Below are 17,727 nucleotides of genomic sequence, written 5' to 3' on the forward strand. Positions count from 1 at the left end.
ACCTGCGGCTTTTTTCTTGGGAGCGATGCCGCCCGTCTCAGGCCGCGTCCGGAAACACGGGTTCGCCCAGATTCAGCATCAGCCGATTCGCCCACGCAAAGATGGCCACGGCGTGTATCAGGTCGAGAATCTCCGCGTCGGTCAGGCCAGCGGCCTTGAGGGGCTGCAAGTCTTCGCCGCGTACATCGCCCGGGCGCATCGTCAGGTCGATCGAGAACAGCACGATGGCTCGCTCGCGCGCGTTCGTGCCGGCGATGTGCGGGTCTTCAAAGACCTGCTTGATCACGTCGTTGCGCTTGGCCAGCTGCTCGAAGCGCTGTGCGTGGACGGATGCGCAATACACGCAGCCGTTGACGCGCGAGACCACCGCGCTGGCGAGTTCGCGCTCGGCACGCGACAGGCCGCCCGGCGCATACATGATCGCGTTGAATGCCGCCGACCGCTGACGCAGGATCTCGGGCTGGTGAACGAGAAACCGGTAGTAGTCCGACGTTTTCGCCTTCGGATGGCTTTCTTCCAGCACGGCGATCTGCTCGGGCGTGGCGCGGTCGAGGTCGACCACATCCAGCCACGCTTGCCATTCAAGCGATTCGTTGGTGAAGCCGTGGGCGCGGATGATCTCGGTCATGCTGCGGTCTCCGTGGAGGCGGTGGCGCTGCCGCTGCCGGCGGCTTCGCGGAGGGCGCGCAAGCCGGCGACGAGCCGCGTCTGATACGACAGGAAAGCGATGAGTTGCGCGAGCGTCACGACGTCGGCCGTGGCGAGGCCCGCTGCGGGCAAGCGCAACAGCGCATCGCGGTCGCCCTCGATGGGGCGTTCGACGAGTGTGCGCGTGAAGGCGAGGATGGCGCGCAGGCGGGCGTCGGTCAGCGTGTCGATATCGCCGTGGTTGACGGCTTGCAACGCATCTGCGTCGACCGGCGTATTCGCGAGGCGTGCGCGGTAGTGTTCGGCCAGTTCAGCCGCCGGTGTCAGGCGGCAGGCGTACAGCGCGACGAGCAGGCGTTCGCCCAACGTCAGCCCGGGCAGGCCTGCGTCGAACAATGCGTCGTAGCTGCCCTGCGTGGCCGTGGCGACCTTTTCGCGGGCATGGCGCAGCGCGTGCGTGGCGCTGCCGTCTTCCAGGCCGGCAACCTGGTCGACCACATCTTGTGCGGGCGTGAAATCCATCGATGAAAGACTCCGGGAATCGGGTACGGACGCCCCGCGCGCGGCCACCGCGCTGGCCAGGAAGCGAAGCACTGCTGACCACGATTGGGCGTCGGCGCGGGCATTGGCACGCGGCTCGCCGCCGCCGGTGCTGATGCGGCCCGACACCGGGTGCGCATAGACGAGCTGCGTGGTCGGCACGTATGGGAAGACGATGGCGTGACCCGCGCCTTCGTAATCGAAATGTTGGACGGGGTAGGGGTGGCGTACCTCGGCCAGTTTGGTGGTCACCATGCGCGAGTAGTCGCTCGAGGGCCACGAGCCGTCATCGGCGGCGGAGAGCAGCAGCACCGGACCGCGCGCGCGCTCAATGCGGATGCGCGCGCGTGCCACGGCATCGGCATCCTGCAGCGCGGTGCGGATGGCGCGCTCGTGGCGATGCGGCGCGGGGCCTTCGTCGAACGGTGCCCAGGTCGCGGTGCGGTTGCCTTCCCACAGATGCGGCAACGGCTGACCGCGATACAGCCACGTCGGGCCTTCGCGGCCGACGGCAGGGTCCGCGGCGTTCTGTCCGCTGTGCACGACGGCGCCCGGCACGTAGCCAATGACCGCAGACACGGCTTCCGGGAATGTCGCGCCCAGCAGCAATGCCAGTTCACCCCCGCGCGACTGGCCGCTCACGGCAACGAAGTCGTGCAGCGGCGCCACGCGTTTGCGCAGCCAGGCAAGCGCGCGCTCGAAATATTCCAGCGGCGTATTCGAGATGTAGTCCGACAGCCCCGGCGCCTTGAAGTAGGCCAGCGCAAACGCCGCATAGCCGTGCGAAGCAAACAGCGCCGCGCGTGGCTCGTTGATGCCGCCACCCGAGCCGTTGAGGATGAGCACCGCAGGGCGCGGCCCCGGGTGCGCATACGGATCGGGCAGGTACAGCGTACCGACCAGACCATCGTCGCGCACATCGTGGCGCGTCACACCCGGCGCGGCCAGCCGTTGCACGAAGCTCGCGTGGACCGACTCGCCGTTGGCCGTGGCCGTCAGCGTGGTCGTCAACGGCTCCGTGACTGGCTGTGGAAACACCTCGCGTGCCTTGCCGTCTTCCGGGCGCTGGCTCCAGACGATGCCCATCGCGCTGACGCCGGCGTAGTCCCCGGAGATGGGCGCGTCGCGCGTCAGGTCCACGGTGCCGTGTGCATCGGCAACGAACGCGGCGCGGCTGTGCCACAGCACGCCATTGCCACGGCTCGTTTGCGCGACGATACCGACCTGGGCGCCGGGCGCGAGCCCCGTCACGACGATGCCGCGCGATACGTCGATCAGGTCATCCGCCGGCGTCACGCTGACCGCGAACGTTCCCATGGCGCTTACTTGCCGTCCTTGGTGACCATTTGCGCCGCCGTGCGATCGCTCGTCATCGGCGTCACCTTCAGGCCTTTCTTGGCGGCCCACACGTTCTGGTAGTGGTACAGCGGCATCACGCCAACATCATCCGAGACCAGCTTGACGGAGTGGCGAAGAATCGCCGCGCGCTTTTCCACGTTGAATTCCTCGGTGGAGGCGTTCAACGCGTTGTCGACAGCCGCGTTGCTGTAGTGGCCCCAGTTGGATGCGCCCAGACCCTTCTTGGTGTCGACGGTGGCCAGCACGTTGACCAGCGCGTAGCTTGCTTCGCCCGTGCCGTTGCCCCAGGCCAGCATGCTCATCGCATATTCATTCTTGTTGGCGCGGCCCGAGTAGACCGACCAGGGCACCACTTCCACGCGCGCCTTCACGCCGATGCGCGTCCAGAACTGCGCCACCGCCTGCGCCGTTTCGGGGCCTTGCGGATAGCGGTCATTCGGCACGTGCATCACGAGGTTGAAGCCCTGCGGAAAGCCTGCGTCGGCCAGCAGCTTCTTGGCCTGCGCCGGGTCGTAAGCGATGTCCTTCACGTCGGGGTTATAGCCGTACGTGTCCGACGGCATCCACTGGTTCGCGACGGTGGCGGCGCCTTGCAGAATGCGGTCGACGATGGCCTTGCGGTCGATGGCGAGCGACAGCGCGCGGCGCACGCGCACATCCAGCAGCGGATTGTTCGGCAGCGGCTTGCCGTCGTTGCCGGTGATGTAATCGTTCGGCCCCTTGCGGAAGCTCGGTTGCAGCAGCATCACGCGCAGGCCCGGATAGGCGAACACCTTCACGTTGGGCGACTGGCGCAGGCGCGCCAGGTCAGACACCGACACCTTGTCGATGACGTCCACCTCGCCTGAGAGCAGGTTGGCCGTACGCGCGGCAGCATTGTTGATGTAACGGTAGTTGACCTTCTCCCAGAGCTGCTTGCCGCCCCAGTAGTTGTCGTTGCGCGCCATCACCACGCGGTCGCCCGGCACATACGAGACGAACTTGTAGGGGCCCGTGCCCACCACGGCACGGCCGGCGTTGTAGTCCTCGGTGGACGATTTCTCGCCCACATGCTTGCTGACGATGTGCACGGATGCGAGGTTCAGCGGCAGGTCCGGGTTCGGGATGTTCGTCTTGATGATCAGCGTCAGCGGGTCTTTGGCCGTGACGGACTCCACCGTGCGCAGATAGCCCGCGAACGTTGCCACGCTGCCCGGCACGCTGCGCGCGCGCTGGTACGAGAAGATGACGTCATCGGCCGTGAACGGCTGGCCGTCGTGCCATTTCACGTTCGGGCGCAGCTTGAATTCCCACGTCTTCGGATCCAGCGTCTTCCACGACAGCGCCAGGCCGGGCTGCAGCTTGTTCCACTTGTTTTCGACCAGCAGGTCCCAGAAATGCACATCGACGGAGCGGTCGCCGGCGTGGTTGTTCAACTGCGGGTCGAGCGACGACAGCGGATCGGCAAAGGCGATGTTCAGCGTCTGCGCGCTGACAGCGCCGGCAGCGGCAAACAGCGCTACAGCAAGCGACGAGGCTAGGAGGCGTTTCACGTGGGTTCCCTTTTCCTGTTTTTGGAATCGTTGGCTTATTGAATATCGTTCAGGTCGCGTCGTTCAGATGGCACGCGCTGACGTGGTTGACCGCAATGCCGCGCAGCGTCGGCGTCTCGGTCTTGCAGCGGGGCATGGCGTGCGGGCAGCGCGGGTGGAAATGGCAGCCGGTCGGCGGGTGCAGCGGGCTCGGCATCTCGCCTTGAATGGCGGTAAACGTCTTGTGCCGGGCCGACAGGCGCGGGATTTCCGCCAGCAAGGTCTGCGTGTAAGGATGGTTCGGGCGGCGGAAGACTTCCTCCGCCGGGGCCGATTCCACCACGCGGCCGAGGTACATGATCACCACCCTGTCCGACAGGTGTTCCACCACGCCCAGGTCGTGGCTGATGAACAGGTAGGTCAGGTTGAGCTGCTCGCGCAGGTCCATGAACAGGTTCAGGATCTGCGCCTGGATCGACACGTCGAGCGCGGCCACCGCCTCGTCGCAGACGAGCATCGACGGCTGCACCGCCAGCGCGCGCGCAATGCCGATGCGCTGGCGCTGGCCGCCGCTGAACTGATGCGGATAGCGGTCGCGCAGGGCGGGGTCGAGGCCGGCGCGCTGCATCTGCGCAGCCACGTAATCGGCAAAGTTGGCGCGGTCGGTCAGGCCGTGCACGCGCGCTGCCTCGCCGACGATCTCTTCCACGCGCAGGCGCGGGTTGAGGCTCGCATACGGGTCCTGGAAGATCATCTGGATCTTCAGGCGGGCCGCGCGGGCTTCCTCGGCGGAGAGTGTGTCGACAGCCTTGCCCTCCACGCGCACCTCGCCGGCCGAGGGCGGCATCAGGCCCGCAGCAATCCGGCCGAGCGTGGATTTGCCGCAGCCCGATTCGCCGACGAGGCCGACGACTTCACCGGGCTGGATCGCGAGGTCGACACCGTCGACCGCACGAACGATCGCAGGCGGATGCGCCAGGCCGGCGCGCTGCAGAACGCGATCGGCCACGCCGACTTTGCGATCGCCAAAGCGTTTGCTGACCTGCTTGAGTTCGACGAGCGGCGTGCTCATGCGACCTCCTGCGAGGAAGCGTGCTGCGCGCCCGGGTGGAAGCAACGCACGAGGCGGTCGGGTATTGGCTGCGTGATGTCGGGGCGTACGCCGCAGACCTCGGTGGCACGCGGGCAGCGTGCCGCAAACGCGCAGCCCGCGGGCAGCGACAGCAGGTTCGGTGTCATGCCGGGAATCTGGCGCAGGCGCTGGCCGCGACGGTTCTCGCTGGGCAGGCTGTCGATCAGGCCCATGGTGTAGGGGTGCAGCGGGGCATCGAGCACCGCATCAACCGGGCCGTGTTCGACGATGCGGCCGGCGTACATCACGGCCACCTCGTCGGCCAGCCCGGCCACGACAGACAGGTCATGCGTGATCCAGATCAGCGCCGTGCCGTGCATGCGCGCGAGCTTCTGCACTTCGGACAGGATCTGCGCCTGGATGGTCACGTCCAGCGCCGTGGTCGGTTCGTCGGCAATGATCAGGTCCGGCCGATGCAGCATCGCAATGGCAATCGCCACGCGCTGGCGCATGCCGCCCGAAAGCTGATGCGGATAGGCGCGCAGCCGTTCTTCGGGGCTGGGAATGCCCATCAGACCGAGCGTGTCCCGCGCGTGGTCCCACGCCTGTTTGTGGCTCATGCTGCTGTGCGCGCGCACGGCCTCGATCATCTGGGCATCGATGCGCAGCACAGGGTTGAGCGTCATCATCGGGTCCTGGAAGACCATGGCGATGCGGTTGCCCTGCAGCTTGCGCAATTCACGCGGGGGCAGCTTGGTGAGGTCGCGGCCCTGGTAGAGGATCTCGCCGCCGACGACGCGGCCGGGCGGGTCCACCAGACCCATGATCGAGAACCCGGTGACGGACTTGCCTGAGCCGGATTCGCCCACCAGCCCGAGGATGCGCCCGCGCGCGAGCGAGAACGACACGTCGTCCACGGCCGGCAGCACGCCTTCGCGCGTGAAGAAATGCGTGCGGAGGTTGCGGACTTCGAGGGTGGTCGCGTTGGTGGACGCCGTCATCGTTGCGTCCTCGGGTTCAGCACTTCGCGCAGGCGGTCTCCCACCAGGTTGATGGCCACCAGCGCCAGCAACAGCGCGATGCCCGGATAGAAACTGATCCAGTACTGGCCAGACAGCATGTATTGGTATCCGTTGGAAATCAGCAGGCCAAGAGACGGCTCGGTAATCGGCACGCCCAGGCCCAGGAACGACAGCGTTGCCTCCAGCGTGATCGCGCGCGCGACCTGCAGCGTGCCCACGACGATCAGCGGCGGCAGGCAGTTCGGCAGGATGTGCCTGAGCGCAATGCGCCAGCCGGGCAGGGCGAGCGAGCGCGCGGCTTCCACGTACTCGCGCCGACGCTCGACGAGGGCCTGACCGCGCACCGTGCGCGCGTAATACGCCCACTCCAGCAGCACGAGGGTCAGCACGACATTCGTGATGCTCTTGCCGAGATAAGCGAGGATCATCATCGCCACCAGCACCGATGGGAACGACAGCAGCAGATCGACCGTGCGCATGATGATGCTGTCGACGCGGCCGCCGGCATACGCGGCAATCAGACCGAGCAGCGTGCCGATCACCGCCGCCACGGCTGCCGAACCGATCCCCACGCCCAGGCTGATGCGCAGGCCATAGAGGATGCCGGAATACAGATCACGCCCCTGGCCATCGGTGCCGAGCCAGTACGTGAACGTCCCCAAGCCATTCGGCGAACCTGGCGGCAGGCGCGAGTCCAGCACGTCGAGCTGCATCAGGTCGTATGGGTTCTGCGGCGTGATCCACGGTGCGGCCAGCGCGGCGAGCATGAGGATCACGACCACCACGAGCCCAAAGACGGCGGTCTTGGATGCCAGAAAATCGGACACCACGCGGCGCCACGGCGATTGCTTGCGCGGGGCGGCAACCGCCGCTGCGGTGGTGGGTTGCGGAGTGGTATTCATCATGCAGCCTCCGCGCTGTCCGCCGCACGCACGCGCGGGTCCAGCAGCCGATACAGGATGTCGACGATCAGGTTGAGCGACACGAACAGGCACACCACGACGATGAGGTAGGAAACGATGACCGGCCGGTCCAGCGAGTTGATGCTATCGAGGATCAACTTGCCCGCGCCGGGCCACGCGAAGATGCTTTCCGTCACCACCGCAAAGGCGATGGTCGAGCCCAGCTCCAGGCCCAGCACCGTCACCAGCGGGATCAGCGTGTTGCGCAGCACGTGCGCGAGCACCACGCGCAGCGGCGACAGGCCCTTTGCACGCGCGAACTTCACAAAGTCCTGCGGCAGCACCTCGCGCACGCCCGCAGACGTCAGCCGCAGCACCAGCGAGAGCTTGAACAGTGACAGGTTGACCGCCGGCAGCACGAGATGCCGCAGGCCATCGACCGTCAGCCACGACCATTCGATGCCGAACAGGCGCGCCGTTTCGCCGCGTCCGCTTGCGGGCAGCCAGCCGAGGCTCACGCTGAACGCCATGATCAGCATCAGGCCCACCCAGAACGTCGGCAATGAGAATCCCACCACGCTGCCCGTCATGAGCAGGCGCGACACCGGATGGCGCGGATACAGCCCAGCGAACAGTCCCAGCGGCACGCCGACCACCACCGCGATGATCAGCGCGGAAAACGCCAGCTCTAGGGTGGCCGGCAGGCGTTGCAGGATCAGCTGGATGGCCGGTTCGTTGTAGACGAAGCTCTTGCCGAGATTGCCGTGCAGCGCGCCGTTCAGAAAGGCGAGGTACTGCTCCCACAGCGGCTTGTCCAGACCCAGCTCGGCAATGATGCGGGCGCGGTCGATCTGGTCCACGTCCTGGCCGATCAGGATGTCGACCGGGTTGCCGATGGCGTGCAGGCCGATGAAGACGATGACCGTCATCACCAGCACGACCAGCAGCGCCTGGCCGATGCGTCGGATTAACCAACCTGTCATCGTGCAGCCTCCTGGCCGGAAGTGGCATTCGCTTCCACGCCGGGCGGCGGGGCGGGCGTCCATTCATCGCCAAAGATCTCGGGCTCGGCATAGGCCTGGATGGCGGCGTAGTGCGCGTCCATGTCTTCCTGGTACAGCATGCCGGCAATGCCTTGCGCGAGCCGCTTCGCACCTTCGCTGATGGCCGGGATGTCGCCCGAGACGCTGCCGTGGGTGACCGACGCCGGATAGCAGAAGCAATGCACGCGCGACAGGCCGGGCAGCGTGCCGGGCGTTTTCTCGCGAAATTCGAACGCGTGGCCGAGGTCGGGTGAATCGGCCAGTTCTGCATCTTCCTCGCCGGGGCGCGGTGTGTAGCGGTCGCGCCATTGGCGAATGTGCGGTGCCAGTGCGCTGAACTCTGGGCGCGAGGCCCAGTCGGTGCGAAAGCCCGTCGAGAAGATCAGGAAGTCCAACTGGAAGACGCCCTTGGTCGTGGCCACGTGCAGCACACCGTCGTGCTCGTCCACGCCCAGGATGCCGCAACCCAGGTTGAAGCGCGCATTCGGATGCCGCGACACACGCAGCGTGCTGCCGCGCGGCGGGGGCACCTGCTCGACATTGATGTAATGGCGGATGCGCCATTTCCATGCGTCGGGCAGGTGCAGATGACCATGCACGAGGCCCGGGCTGCCGGCCCCTTTGCCCTTGTTCACGCGCGGCAGGTCGGGGCGGCGGATCAGCATGTCGACGCTGGCGGCACCGGCTTCCAGCGCCGTCGCGGCCGAATCCATCGCCGATGCGCCTGCGCCGATCACGCCCACGCGCTTGCCGGCCAGCGTGCCGTAGTCCATCTCGTCAGACGAATGCGCCCACCAGCGGCGCGGCAGCCGATGCGCGAAGTCGGGCACGGATGGGCCGCCAAGCCCATCACGGCCGGTGGCCAGCACCACGCGGCGCGCAAACACGCGCTGCGTCGGTTGACCCGGCGCGTCGATCAGCAATTCAACGGCGCCATCCACGCGCGGGTGGATCGCCTTCACGTGGTGTTCGTTGCGCACGTCGAGCTGCAGCACGCGGCGGTACCAGCGCAGGTAGTCCATCCATTGCAGGCGCGGGATCTTGTCGAGCACCTCCCACGCATCGGTACCGAACTGCGCTTCAAACCAGGCGCGGAACGTCAACGCCGGCAGGCCGAGCGCAGGGCCGGTCAGTTGCTTGGGCGAGCGCAGCGTTTCCATGCGCGCCGTCGTTGCCCACGGGCCTTCGAAGCCGGCGGGCGAGCGGTCGAATATCACCGCGCCGATGCCAAGATGCTTGAGCGATGCCGCCGCCGCCATGCCCGCCATGCCGCCCCCGATGACGGCCACGTCCAGCACGGGTTGCCCTTCTAACGTGTGGGGCAGCGTCCAGTTTTTTGCGGGGAGTTCGAGCCAGGACAAGTCCTGGTGCAAACGGGCTTCCAGCGCTGCAAGCCCGGTGACTTGCAGCGCGTTGTCTTGTTGTGCAGCGGTCATGCGGACGCGCCTTCGGTTTCGTTGATGGGTTCGCCATACAGCACCTGCAGCATGCTGGCATGGCGTGCCGGGTCGTGCAGCTTGCAGTCCGGCAGCAGGCGCTGCGCTGCCTGCGCGAGCGCGTCGGTCAGGGAAGTCACCGCCGCCGATGGCCGCTTGGCCTCGGGGGTGATCACACCAAAGAAGAAGGGAATGTCGGCGTCGATTGGGCGCACGGTGACGCCGTCGATCGGCACGCCGTAGGCCGTCACGGGCTCCAGCAACGCGACGCCCAGGCCTGCACGCACGGCGGTCAGCGCGTTCAACGAGGCATTCGTCTCGATGAGGGAGTTCGGTTCCACGCCGGCCTTCGCCAATGCCTGGTCCAGACGGCGGCGCAAGCGATAGGGGTTGTGCATCGTGATGATGCGCTGCCCGGCGCAATCGGCCAACGCCACGCGCTGGCCTGCAGCGAGCGGGTCGTCTGCCTGCACAGCGGCCACGCACGCCGCTTCGCCGATCCAATGCACAGTCACGCCGCGATGCTCCAGCGGCAGGCTGCTGAGGCCAAGGTCGGCCGCGCCGGTCAGCACGGCGTGCACCACCTGCTCGGGCGAGGCGCTGCGAATCTGGACGTGTTGCGCGAGTTCCGGCTCGTCGGCCAAGGCGGCGGGCAACAAACCGGCCGCCAATGCCGACGTGGCCGCGAGGCGCAGCGGGCGGGCCTCGCCGCGCGCAATTTCTTCGGCACGGGTGCGGATCTGACGTAAGCTGATCAGCGTATGCTCAACGTCTTCGTACAGCAGGAAACCCTGCTCCGTGGGCGAGACGCGCGGCCCCGCGCGCGTGAACAGGGCGTAGCCGATTTCGGCTTCCAGATCCTGGATGAGCCGGCTGATGGCAGGCTGGGAGCGTCCCAGCAGCTTGCCTGCCGCAGTGACGCTGCCGGTCGACATGACCGCGGCAAAGGCTTCGAGTTGTCGGAGTTCCATCCGCCTGATTGATCCCAGTCATGCATGTGGTTCATGCATTCTGGTAGAGGCAGTATGCGAATTCCAAATAGTATTTTCTTATGTACTCATGCGTTTTGCGCTGGCAACCGCTATTTCGTGCGGTGCAGCCACTGCCCAGGCAGCGCCGCGCCACCGCCGCCTGTTTCTATTTGACGAACGTGCCGTTCGGCCCGATGACCGTCAGTTCGACGTAGTTCGATCCTTTGCGCAGGTTGGGGCCGTAGCGAACCTCCAGCCCGCCGAGGTCGATCGTGCCGGCCGACTCCAGCCCCGCGACAAAGCTGGCGCGCGTGGGCGACTTGCCGGCGCGCTTGAGCCCTTCGACCAGCACGCGCGCCGCTGCATAGCCTTCCATCATGGCGTAAGACGGCGCCACGCCGGCAGACTTTGCGCCGGACGCCAGTTCCCGACCCAGCAATGAAGTCGATCGCACCGGCGAGGGCATCACCTGCGAGATCACCACACCGCGCCCCAGCGCGCCGAGCGATTTCGCAAACGCCAGGCCGGCGTTGTTGGACAGCGCGGCAATCTGCGTCACCGTGCCTTGCTTGTTGAGCGCCTCGATCATGGCGCGCGCGGTCGTGCCGGGGCAGGCCAGGATGACCGCTTGCGGGGCGAACTTGCCCACGTCTGCCGTGGCCTTGGCGATATCCGGTTTCAGGCGGTCGACGGTGAAGATGCTGTGCGCGTCGGGCGGCAGCTTTTTCGTGGCGTTGCTGAAGCCGATCTCGGTGTCCTTGCCGAAGGTGTCATTCACGTTGACGAGCGCCAGACGGCGCAAACCGAGCGTGTCGAAGTAATGCACCAGCTCGGCAATCTCCGCCTGGTATTTCGCGCGCACCACGAAGAGCAGCGGGTCGGGCTGATCGAAGAAGGTTGACGCCCCGGTGGACGGCGCCACCACCGGCGCGCCGAGCGGACGCGCCTCCGTCATGATCGCTTCGGTGTTGGGCGTGCCGCGCGGCAGGAAGAGGGCGAAGACCTGCTTGTCGACCAGCAGCGCATGTGCGTGCTTTTTTGAGGCGCTGGCATCAAAGCCGTCGTCCTCCGAGATCAGTTCGATCTTGCGGCCGTTCACGCCGCCGGCGCGGTTCACCGCATCGAGGTAGAGCTTGGCGCCTTGCGTCATCTCCTGGACTTGCTCGCCGGCGGGCCCGGTGAAGCCGGCGGTCTGTCCGATGACGATCTTGCCATCGGTGACGCCCGGCTCGGCCATCGCCGGCCCCGACGCCAGCAACAGCCCCGACAGCCATGCGCACGCGATGGCGCGCTGCAAGGCGGCATTGCAACCTGTCATGTCTCCCCCCTTTTTCTGGGTGATTGTTTTTTGTGTGCCGAGACGGCGATACGCATCGCAACCTCGGTATCGCAAACTCGGCGGGACGATGCTAGCGGAGAAGCCGTGTGGCGCCGCCTCCGGATTTCCCTAGGGCTGCGACATTGCCGCAACGGCTTATCCGATTTCGCGCAAAAAAAAACCGCCGTACGAGACGGCGGTATTGGCAACCAGCGATGCGCAGATCAGTTGTTCTGCTTCGTGATCTTGGTGCCTTCGATCGACGCGCCGGCCATCAGGCCTGCGTTGGTCAGGTTGAAGCCGATGATCGGCTGCTGGGCGGTGTTGGTATCGACCGCGCCGTTCGCGCCGATCTTTGCCAGTGCGACGGTGGCATCCACGCCGGCCGTCCAGCCCTGGCTGGCCTGGAATTTCTGCAGCGCTTCGTCCGTCATGAACAGAATGATGAGCGCACGCGATTGCGCGCCGGCCTGGAAGCCCACCGACGCCGACGCGATGTTGTAGTAGCCCAGCGGACGGCCGCCGCCGGTGCGCAGCACGCCTTCGCCGTACTGGCCGCCCACCACGAAGCCTGCGTTCAGCACCGACGGGAACACCAGGACGCCCTTGGCGCGTCCCACCAGTTCACGCGAGCCGTTGGCGGTGGTGTACAGGCGCGAGAGCACGGAATCCGCCTGCGAGTTGGTGGTCGCGTGCTTGTTGGTCGACGACATCACGTCGGAGCCCTGCGCATTCGGGCTGGTCGTGGTACACGCGGCGAGCTGGGTACCGAGCAGTGCGACAGCAGCAAGCGCGGCGGCGCGGGTGACGATGGTCTGGCGGCTAATGAGGTTCTTTTTCATGGCGATTGATCTCACTGTCTTTGTTGTTGACGAGGGACACAGGCACACGCGTCCCCGCTCTGACTCGGTCCCATGCAACGAGCAAGGGTTGTCGAAGGAAGGTGGAGCAAGCGGCGTGCCCGCCATATCGCATAAGCGCCGGAGCGCTCAATTCCTGACATTAGGCGAGATTTGTGGCTGATGTGGCGCTTTTCCTTCACTGCTTTGTAAAAACGCAAGCCGACCGCAATGTGCGTAGCTTTTTCACGCGCAACAAAAACCGGCGCTTCAGGCCGGTTTCTTGTGCGATGCGGGACGAGGTTCAGCGCTCAGATCCAGATGATCAGCGCTGCCACGCCAATGATCAGACCGAACTTCACCACGTAGTAGACCTTGCGGTTCCACGCCTTGAACCGGCGGCGGTACTGGCCCATCACCCACACATAGCGGAACAGCTTGTTGATGCCGCCGGTCTGGTCACCGTCGTCGTTGGGCGAGCTGGCGGCGGTCATGACCTTGCGGCCCAGCCATTTGTTGACGCGCTGCGCCCAGCCGAATTTCATCGGGCGTTCGATATCGCAGAAGAGAATCAGGCGGTCCTTGTCGGAGGCGTTTTCGGCCCAGTGCAGATAGGTTTCGTCAAAGACGACGCCCTGGCCGTCGCGCCAGCTGTGGCGCTGGCCGTCGACTTCGATGAAGCATCGGTCGTCGTTGGGCGTAGACAGACCCAGGTGATAGCGCAGCGAGCCGGCAAACGGATCGCGGTGCGGGTTCAGCTTGCCGCCCGGCGGCAGCTCGGCAAACATCGCCGCCTTCACGCTGGGCAGATCGCGCAGCAGCGCGACGGTCTGCGGGCAAAGCTGTTCAGCCGACGGATGATGTGCCTCATACCACTTCAGGTAGAACCGCTTCCAGCCGTTCTTGAAGAACGAGTTGAAGCCGGCATCGTCGTTCTTCTCGGCGGCCTTGATCTTGCGCAGGTTGATGAGCGCCAGGCCTTCGTCGCGAATCTGCGGCCACGCGGCCTGCAGCTTTTCCAGATCCGGGAAGCGCTCGACCGGCACATACGGCGTCTGCGGCACGCCCGAAAACGCGTACATAAAGCAATTGACCGGTGCCACGACGGCCGAGTGGTCGAACATCTGGCGCCAGAATTTCAGACGCACCTTGCCGCGAAAGTGCACGTACAGAATGGAGCCCAGATAGAGGGCCACGATAATCCACTTGATCAAGGCGATTTCCTTGCCGCGCGAAGGCGGTCAGCAATTGAGTGCATGCGCTGTCAGCGCAATCCGGCATTTTACCCGTGGCGGAGCCGCGCCGCGTGGACAGCCGCCAACAGTGCAGCGTGGTTTGTGACGCCACGTTATCGTTTGCGCGGTCTTTGCAATAAGGAACGTCTGTGTCGATTTGTCGCGAAATGTGCGTCGCGTTCTACAATTCTGTTTTCGTCCGCCAGGCACGCTGGTCACGGACGATCACCGGAGGGAGCGATGGACGTCAAAAAACGCGACGAAGAATCCAGCGACATGCCGACCACCATTGGCGTGGGCCTGGGCAATGCGGAATCGCTTGAAGCGTCCATGCGCCGAGCGCAGGAAGCGCTGTCTGCAGTGTCGGCGCGGCTGGCAAACCGGCCACCGATGCCGCGACCAGACCCGGCTACCGAGCGCTTCGTCGAAACGGACGAGGCCATGTCACCCGCGCAAGCGCGTGCGCTGGCCGAACGTTGCATCGCCGGCGAGGCCGCAGAGCCGGCGAGCCTCGCGCGCGCGTTTTCTGCGTTGCTCGGACAAATCGATGGATTGGAAGCCGACCATGCCGGCCGGCGCCGCGTGCTGCGGCAGTGGATGGTGAGCCAACTCACCTACAAGATGCTGTATCTGCACCACACCGGTCAGGATTCGACCGTGCCGCCGCGTGCGTTGCGCGCTCAGAAAGAGCGGGTGAAGGCGCAGGTTTCGGCCTTGCTCGATGCCGGGCGTTCCTACGCCGATGTGCGCCTGACCGACCTGCGCTTTGCCGAGGATGGCGGCGCCGCCGGTCAGGGCTGAATGATCACGCGATCAAGCGATTGGCTCAATCGTCCTCGTCGTCGTCCGGTTCGGAGTCGAGAAAATCGCGGCGGGTGAGCCAGTCGGCGATGGCCTGGTCGCAGGCGTTCTTCAGCTTGGACTTGTTATCCACCTTGTCGAACAGGGTGAAGTTCATCAGGGCCAGGCCCAGATCGGTGATGTAGAACATCCGCTTCGGGTTGTCGAAGTGGACGATGCGGCCGTCGATGTCGCCTTCGTCTTCGGGCTCGGCAGGCGCGTCTTCGAGTTCGACCACGCGGCAAGTGAAGCGGGGTGTGCGGGTGTGCGTCAGATATTCGAATTCATCGTGCGACACTTCGCCGGACGGTGTGACGGCAATGGCGAAGCCCCAAATAAAGCGCGGGGTCGGCAGATCCGACAGCTCGTCGATTTCATCCATCCTTGTTTCTCCAGTCTGATGACGGCTTGTATTAACGGCGCATTATCGCGCGACCCGTGCTGCACGGAAAGCACAATGCACGCCCGACATTGTGGGGCGCCGGCATGACGGACTCGCGCATCCAGCGCATCCGGGACGGTCTGGCGGCCCGGCAGGCGTTCGACGCCGACGCGCTGATCCCGTGGGTTGTTGCCGGACAACGCGTCGGCTGGCTGAGCCGCGAGCGCGCGTCGCTGCTTGCGCGCTGGCCGCAGTGGTTCGACGTGTCGGCGAAGCGGGTCGATTTGCGGGAGACGCTCGCCAACGAGGCCGCCCGCACCGCAGCGCTGGCCGAAGTCATCGCGCGCCTTGCCGAAGATGGCCACGTGCGGGGTTGGCGCGACGAGCGTTTCGCCGTCAACACCGGCTGGGGCACGCCCACGCTGGCGCTGATCGAGCGCGCCGCCGCGCGTTTCTTCGGCATTCGGACCTATGCCGCGCACATGAACGGCCTGATTGCCGGCGCGGATGACGTCGGGCCGGCACTCTGGCTGGCCCGCCGCGCCGAAACCAAACCGATCGACCCCGGCATGTGGGACAACCTCGTCGCCGGCGGCATCGGTCATGGCTTCGATGCACGCGGCGCGCTGGAGAAGGAATGCTGGGAAGAGGCGGGCATCGGCGCCGAGCTGGCAGCGCGGCTGGTGCCGTGCGGCACGCTGGACGTGCTTCGCGAAGTGCCCGAAGGCATCCAGTGCGAAACGCTGTTCGCCTTTGACCTGACGCTGCCGGCCAGCTTCGTCCCAGCCAATCAGGACGGGGAGGTCGCCGGCCACTTGCGTGCCAGCCCCGACGCGGCGCTTGATATCATGGCGGACTTCGCGATGACGGTCGACGCGACGCTCGTCACCCTCGACGCCCTGGCGCGGCTGGGCTCGTCCCCTACGCCACAGCGGTTTGCGCCCGACAACAATACATAAAACGCTTCATGAGTCACTCCGGTTTCATTCTTACCTTGTCGTGCCCGGACCAGCCCGGCATCGTCCACGCCGTGTCGGGCCTGCTGTTCGAGCAAGGCTGCAATATTCTCGATTCCGACCAGTTCGGTGACGAATTCACGGGCCGTTTCTTCATGCGCGTGCATTTTGTGCCCCAAGGCCAGCCGCTGGACCTTGGCGCCCTGCGTGACCGTTTTGCGCCCATCGGCGAACGTTTCTCCATGCAGTGGGGCATGTTCGACGCGGCCATCAAGCCGCGCGTGATGATCCTGGTCTCGAAGATCGGCCATTGCCTGAACGACCTCCTGTTCCGTGCACGCGCAGGCCAGCTGCCGATCGAGATTGCGGCCATCGTGTCGAACCACCGCGATTTTTACCAACTCGCTGCGTCGTACGACGTGCCGTTCATGCATCTGCCCCTGCTGCAGGCGACGGACGCGCAGAAGGCCCAGCAGGAAGCCCGTATCTGGGAAATCGCGCAGGAGCAGCAGATCGACCTCGTCGTGCTCGCGCGCTATATGCAGATTCTTTCCGACGATCTGTGCCGCAAGCTGGAAGGCCGCGCTATCAACATCCACCATTCGTTCCTGCCGAGCTTCAAGGGCGCCAAGCCGTATTACCAGGCGCACGAGCGTGGTGTGAAGCTGATCGGTGCAACAGCCCATTACGTGACGGCGGATCTGGACGAAGGCCCGATCATCGAGCAGGAAATCGAGCGCGTGGACCACAGCATGGACCCGGAACAGCTCACCGCCGTGGGCCGCGACGTGGAATGCGTGGCGCTGGCCCGTGCCGTGAAGTGGCATGCGGAACACCGCATCCTGCTCAATGGCCACAAGACCGTCGTCTTCAAGTAATCCAGTCAGAGTAGGGGAGCGCGCGATGCGACAGATCATTCTCGATACCGAAACCACCGGCCTGAATGCCGCCACCGGCGACCGCGTGATCGAAATCGGCTGCGTGGAGATGGTCAACCGCCGCCTGACCGGCCGCAACCTGCACTTCTACATCAACCCCGAGCGCGAGATCGACGCGGGCGCGATGGCCGTGCACGGCATCACCAACGAGTTCGTGGCCGACAAGCCGAAGTTTGCCGAGATCGTCGACGAGATCCGCGACTACGTGCAGGGCGCCGAGGCGATCATCCACAACGCCGCGTTCGACTTGGGCTTCCTGGACATGGAATTCCAGCGCCTGGGCCTGCCGCCCTTCCGCGAGCACCTGTCGGGCCACATCGACACGCTGCGCGAGGCGCGCCAGATGTTCCCCGGCAAGCGCAACTCGCTGGATGCGCTGTGCGACCGTCTGGGCGTCAGCAACGCGCACCGTACGCTGCACGGCGCATTGCTGGATGCGGAACTGCTGGCCGAGGTCTACCTCGCTATGACGCGCGGCCAGAACACGCTGGTGATCGACATGCTGGAGTCCGGCGAGGGCGCGTCGGACGAAGCCGTCGCCGTCGACCTGAGCGCGCTGCAACTGCCGGTGCTGCTGGCCACCGAAGCCGAGGCCGAGGCGCACGCCGGCGTCCTGAAGGAAATCGACAAGGCCAGCGGCGGCAAAACGGTCTGGACGCGCGAGGCTGTGGAAGCTGCGCCGGCTGCCTGATCAAAAAAATGTGCGGCCAGGGTA

17 protein-coding genes are annotated in these 17,727 nt (G+C 65.6%); 4 read left to right on the forward strand and 13 right to left on the reverse strand.

Translation table 11 applies throughout. The features are described from left to right. Nucleotides 1-37: 37 nt before the first annotated feature. The 12 genes from N511_RS0121365 to lpxO all read right to left on the reverse strand — a co-directional run bounded on the left by N511_RS0121365 (nt 38) and on the right by lpxO (nt 13,875). Nucleotides 38-628 carry a peroxidase-related enzyme gene (locus N511_RS0121365; protein WP_027681125.1) on the reverse strand — a complete coding sequence of 197 codons (591 nt, stop codon included), beginning with the start codon at nt 626-628 and terminating at the stop codon, nt 38-40. Beyond that, nucleotides 625-2,505 (reverse strand): acyl-CoA thioester hydrolase/BAAT C-terminal domain-containing protein, encoded by a 1,881-nt coding sequence (locus tag N511_RS0121370; protein ID WP_027681126.1) that lies wholly within the window; start codon nt 2,503-2,505, stop codon nt 625-627. The genes N511_RS0121365 and N511_RS0121370 overlap by 4 nt, the downstream gene beginning before the upstream one ends. A gap of 5 nt (nt 2,506-2,510) precedes the next feature. Continuing rightward, a complete protein-coding gene (locus N511_RS0121375; protein WP_027681127.1) occupies nt 2,511-4,079 on the reverse strand; it encodes an ABC transporter substrate-binding protein in 1,569 nt (522 codons plus the stop codon). Between the two features lie 49 nt (nt 4,080-4,128). Next, on the reverse strand, nt 4,129-5,130 hold the full coding sequence (locus N511_RS0121380) for an ABC transporter ATP-binding protein (protein ID WP_027681128.1): 1,002 nt from the start codon (nt 5,128-5,130) through the stop codon (nt 4,129-4,131). Next, nucleotides 5,127-6,131 carry an ABC transporter ATP-binding protein gene (locus N511_RS0121385; protein WP_027681129.1) on the reverse strand — a complete coding sequence of 335 codons (1,005 nt, stop codon included), beginning with the start codon at nt 6,129-6,131 and terminating at the stop codon, nt 5,127-5,129. Before N511_RS0121385 ends, N511_RS0121380 begins: the two co-directional genes overlap by 4 nt. Beyond that, nucleotides 6,128-7,057: an ABC transporter permease gene (locus N511_RS0121390; RefSeq protein ID WP_037027188.1), complete on the reverse strand. Its 930-nt coding sequence runs from the start codon at nt 7,055-7,057 to the stop codon at nt 6,128-6,130. The genes N511_RS0121385 and N511_RS0121390 overlap by 4 nt, the downstream gene beginning before the upstream one ends. Next, the gene (locus N511_RS0121395) at nt 7,054-8,037 is read right to left on the reverse strand and encodes an ABC transporter permease (RefSeq protein ID WP_027681131.1); all 984 of its coding nucleotides are present in this window, start codon (nt 8,035-8,037) and stop codon (nt 7,054-7,056) included. Before N511_RS0121395 ends, N511_RS0121390 begins: the two co-directional genes overlap by 4 nt. Then, nucleotides 8,034-9,533 (reverse strand): flavin-containing monooxygenase, encoded by a 1,500-nt coding sequence (locus tag N511_RS0121400; RefSeq protein ID WP_027681132.1) that lies wholly within the window; start codon nt 9,531-9,533, stop codon nt 8,034-8,036. The genes N511_RS0121395 and N511_RS0121400 overlap by 4 nt, the downstream gene beginning before the upstream one ends. After that, a complete protein-coding gene (locus N511_RS0121405; protein WP_027681133.1) occupies nt 9,530-10,504 on the reverse strand; it encodes a LysR family transcriptional regulator in 975 nt (324 codons plus the stop codon). The genes N511_RS0121400 and N511_RS0121405 overlap by 4 nt, the downstream gene beginning before the upstream one ends. 166 nt (nt 10,505-10,670) lie before the next feature. Beyond that, nucleotides 10,671-11,822, reverse strand: coding sequence for an ABC transporter substrate-binding protein (locus N511_RS0121410; RefSeq protein WP_027681134.1), 1,152 nt, complete (start codon nt 11,820-11,822; stop codon nt 10,671-10,673). 224 nt (nt 11,823-12,046) lie between these two features. Further along, complete coding sequence (locus tag N511_RS0121415; protein WP_027681135.1) at nt 12,047-12,664, reverse strand: BPSL1445 family SYLF domain-containing lipoprotein; 618 nt, start codon at nt 12,662-12,664, stop codon at nt 12,047-12,049. A gap of 308 nt (nt 12,665-12,972) precedes the next feature. Continuing rightward, on the reverse strand, nt 12,973-13,875 hold the full coding sequence (gene lpxO, locus N511_RS0121420) for a lipid A hydroxylase LpxO (protein WP_027681136.1): 903 nt from the start codon (nt 13,873-13,875) through the stop codon (nt 12,973-12,975). A 261-nt stretch (nt 13,876-14,136) separates the two neighbouring features. Between lpxO and N511_RS0121425 the strand changes: the two genes are divergently transcribed. Next, on the forward strand, nt 14,137-14,697 hold the full coding sequence (locus tag N511_RS0121425) for a hypothetical protein (protein WP_027681137.1): 561 nt from the start codon (nt 14,137-14,139) through the stop codon (nt 14,695-14,697). Between the two features lie 25 nt (nt 14,698-14,722). Here N511_RS0121425 and N511_RS0121430 read toward each other — a convergent pair whose 3' ends face one another. Beyond that, a complete protein-coding gene (locus N511_RS0121430) occupies nt 14,723-15,118 on the reverse strand; it encodes a hypothetical protein (RefSeq protein WP_027681138.1) in 396 nt (131 codons plus the stop codon). Nucleotides 15,119-15,222: 104 nt separating this feature from the next. Here N511_RS0121430 and N511_RS0121435 point away from each other — a divergent pair, with 104 nt between their 5' ends. Genes N511_RS0121435 through dnaQ form a run of 3 tightly spaced genes read left to right on the forward strand, consistent with a single transcriptional unit; the run spans nt 15,223 to nt 17,703 of the window. Next, the gene (locus N511_RS0121435; protein ID WP_027681139.1) at nt 15,223-16,077 is read left to right on the forward strand and encodes an NUDIX hydrolase; all 855 of its coding nucleotides are present in this window, start codon (nt 15,223-15,225) and stop codon (nt 16,075-16,077) included. A gap of 8 nt (nt 16,078-16,085) precedes the next feature. Further along, nucleotides 16,086-16,952: a formyltetrahydrofolate deformylase gene (gene purU, locus N511_RS0121440; RefSeq protein WP_027681140.1), complete on the forward strand. Its 867-nt coding sequence runs from the start codon at nt 16,086-16,088 to the stop codon at nt 16,950-16,952. Nucleotides 16,953-16,977: 25 nt separating this feature from the next. Further along, a complete protein-coding gene (gene dnaQ / locus N511_RS0121445) occupies nt 16,978-17,703 on the forward strand; it encodes a DNA polymerase III subunit epsilon (RefSeq protein ID WP_027681141.1) in 726 nt (241 codons plus the stop codon). The last annotated feature ends 24 nt before the right edge of the window (nt 17,704-17,727 follow it).

It is taken from the genome of Ralstonia sp. UNC404CL21Col (assembly GCF_000620465.1).
GTDB classification, from domain to species: domain Bacteria; phylum Pseudomonadota; class Gammaproteobacteria; order Burkholderiales; family Burkholderiaceae; genus Ralstonia; species Ralstonia flatus.

Coding starts and splice junctions, on each gene's coding strand:
- N511_RS0121365 (WP_027681125.1), bottom strand. CDS start 628: ATGACCGAGATCATCCGCGCCCACGGCTTCACCAACGAATCGCTTGAA.
- N511_RS0121370 (WP_027681126.1), bottom strand. CDS start 2,505: ATGGGAACGTTCGCGGTCAGCGTGACGCCGGCGGATGACCTGATCGAC.
- N511_RS0121380 (WP_027681128.1), bottom strand. CDS start 5,130: ATGAGCACGCCGCTCGTCGAACTCAAGCAGGTCAGCAAACGCTTTGGC.
- N511_RS0121385 (WP_027681129.1), bottom strand. CDS start 6,131: ATGACGGCGTCCACCAACGCGACCACCCTCGAAGTCCGCAACCTCCGC.
- N511_RS0121390 (WP_037027188.1), bottom strand. CDS start 7,057: ATGATGAATACCACTCCGCAACCCACCACCGCAGCGGCGGTTGCCGCC.
- N511_RS0121395 (WP_027681131.1), bottom strand. CDS start 8,037: ATGACAGGTTGGTTAATCCGACGCATCGGCCAGGCGCTGCTGGTCGTG.
- N511_RS0121400 (WP_027681132.1), bottom strand. CDS start 9,533: ATGACCGCTGCACAACAAGACAACGCGCTGCAAGTCACCGGGCTTGCA.
- N511_RS0121405 (WP_027681133.1), bottom strand. CDS start 10,504: ATGGAACTCCGACAACTCGAAGCCTTTGCCGCGGTCATGTCGACCGGC.
- N511_RS0121410 (WP_027681134.1), bottom strand. CDS start 11,822: ATGACAGGTTGCAATGCCGCCTTGCAGCGCGCCATCGCGTGCGCATGG.
- N511_RS0121415 (WP_027681135.1), bottom strand. CDS start 12,664: ATGAAAAAGAACCTCATTAGCCGCCAGACCATCGTCACCCGCGCCGCC.
- N511_RS0121425 (WP_027681137.1), top strand. CDS start 14,137: ATGGACGTCAAAAAACGCGACGAAGAATCCAGCGACATGCCGACCACC.
- N511_RS0121430 (WP_027681138.1), bottom strand. CDS start 15,118: ATGGATGAAATCGACGAGCTGTCGGATCTGCCGACCCCGCGCTTTATT.
- N511_RS0121435 (WP_027681139.1), top strand. CDS start 15,223: ATGACGGACTCGCGCATCCAGCGCATCCGGGACGGTCTGGCGGCCCGG.
- purU (WP_027681140.1), top strand. CDS start 16,086: ATGAGTCACTCCGGTTTCATTCTTACCTTGTCGTGCCCGGACCAGCCC.
- dnaQ (WP_027681141.1), top strand. CDS start 16,978: ATGCGACAGATCATTCTCGATACCGAAACCACCGGCCTGAATGCCGCC.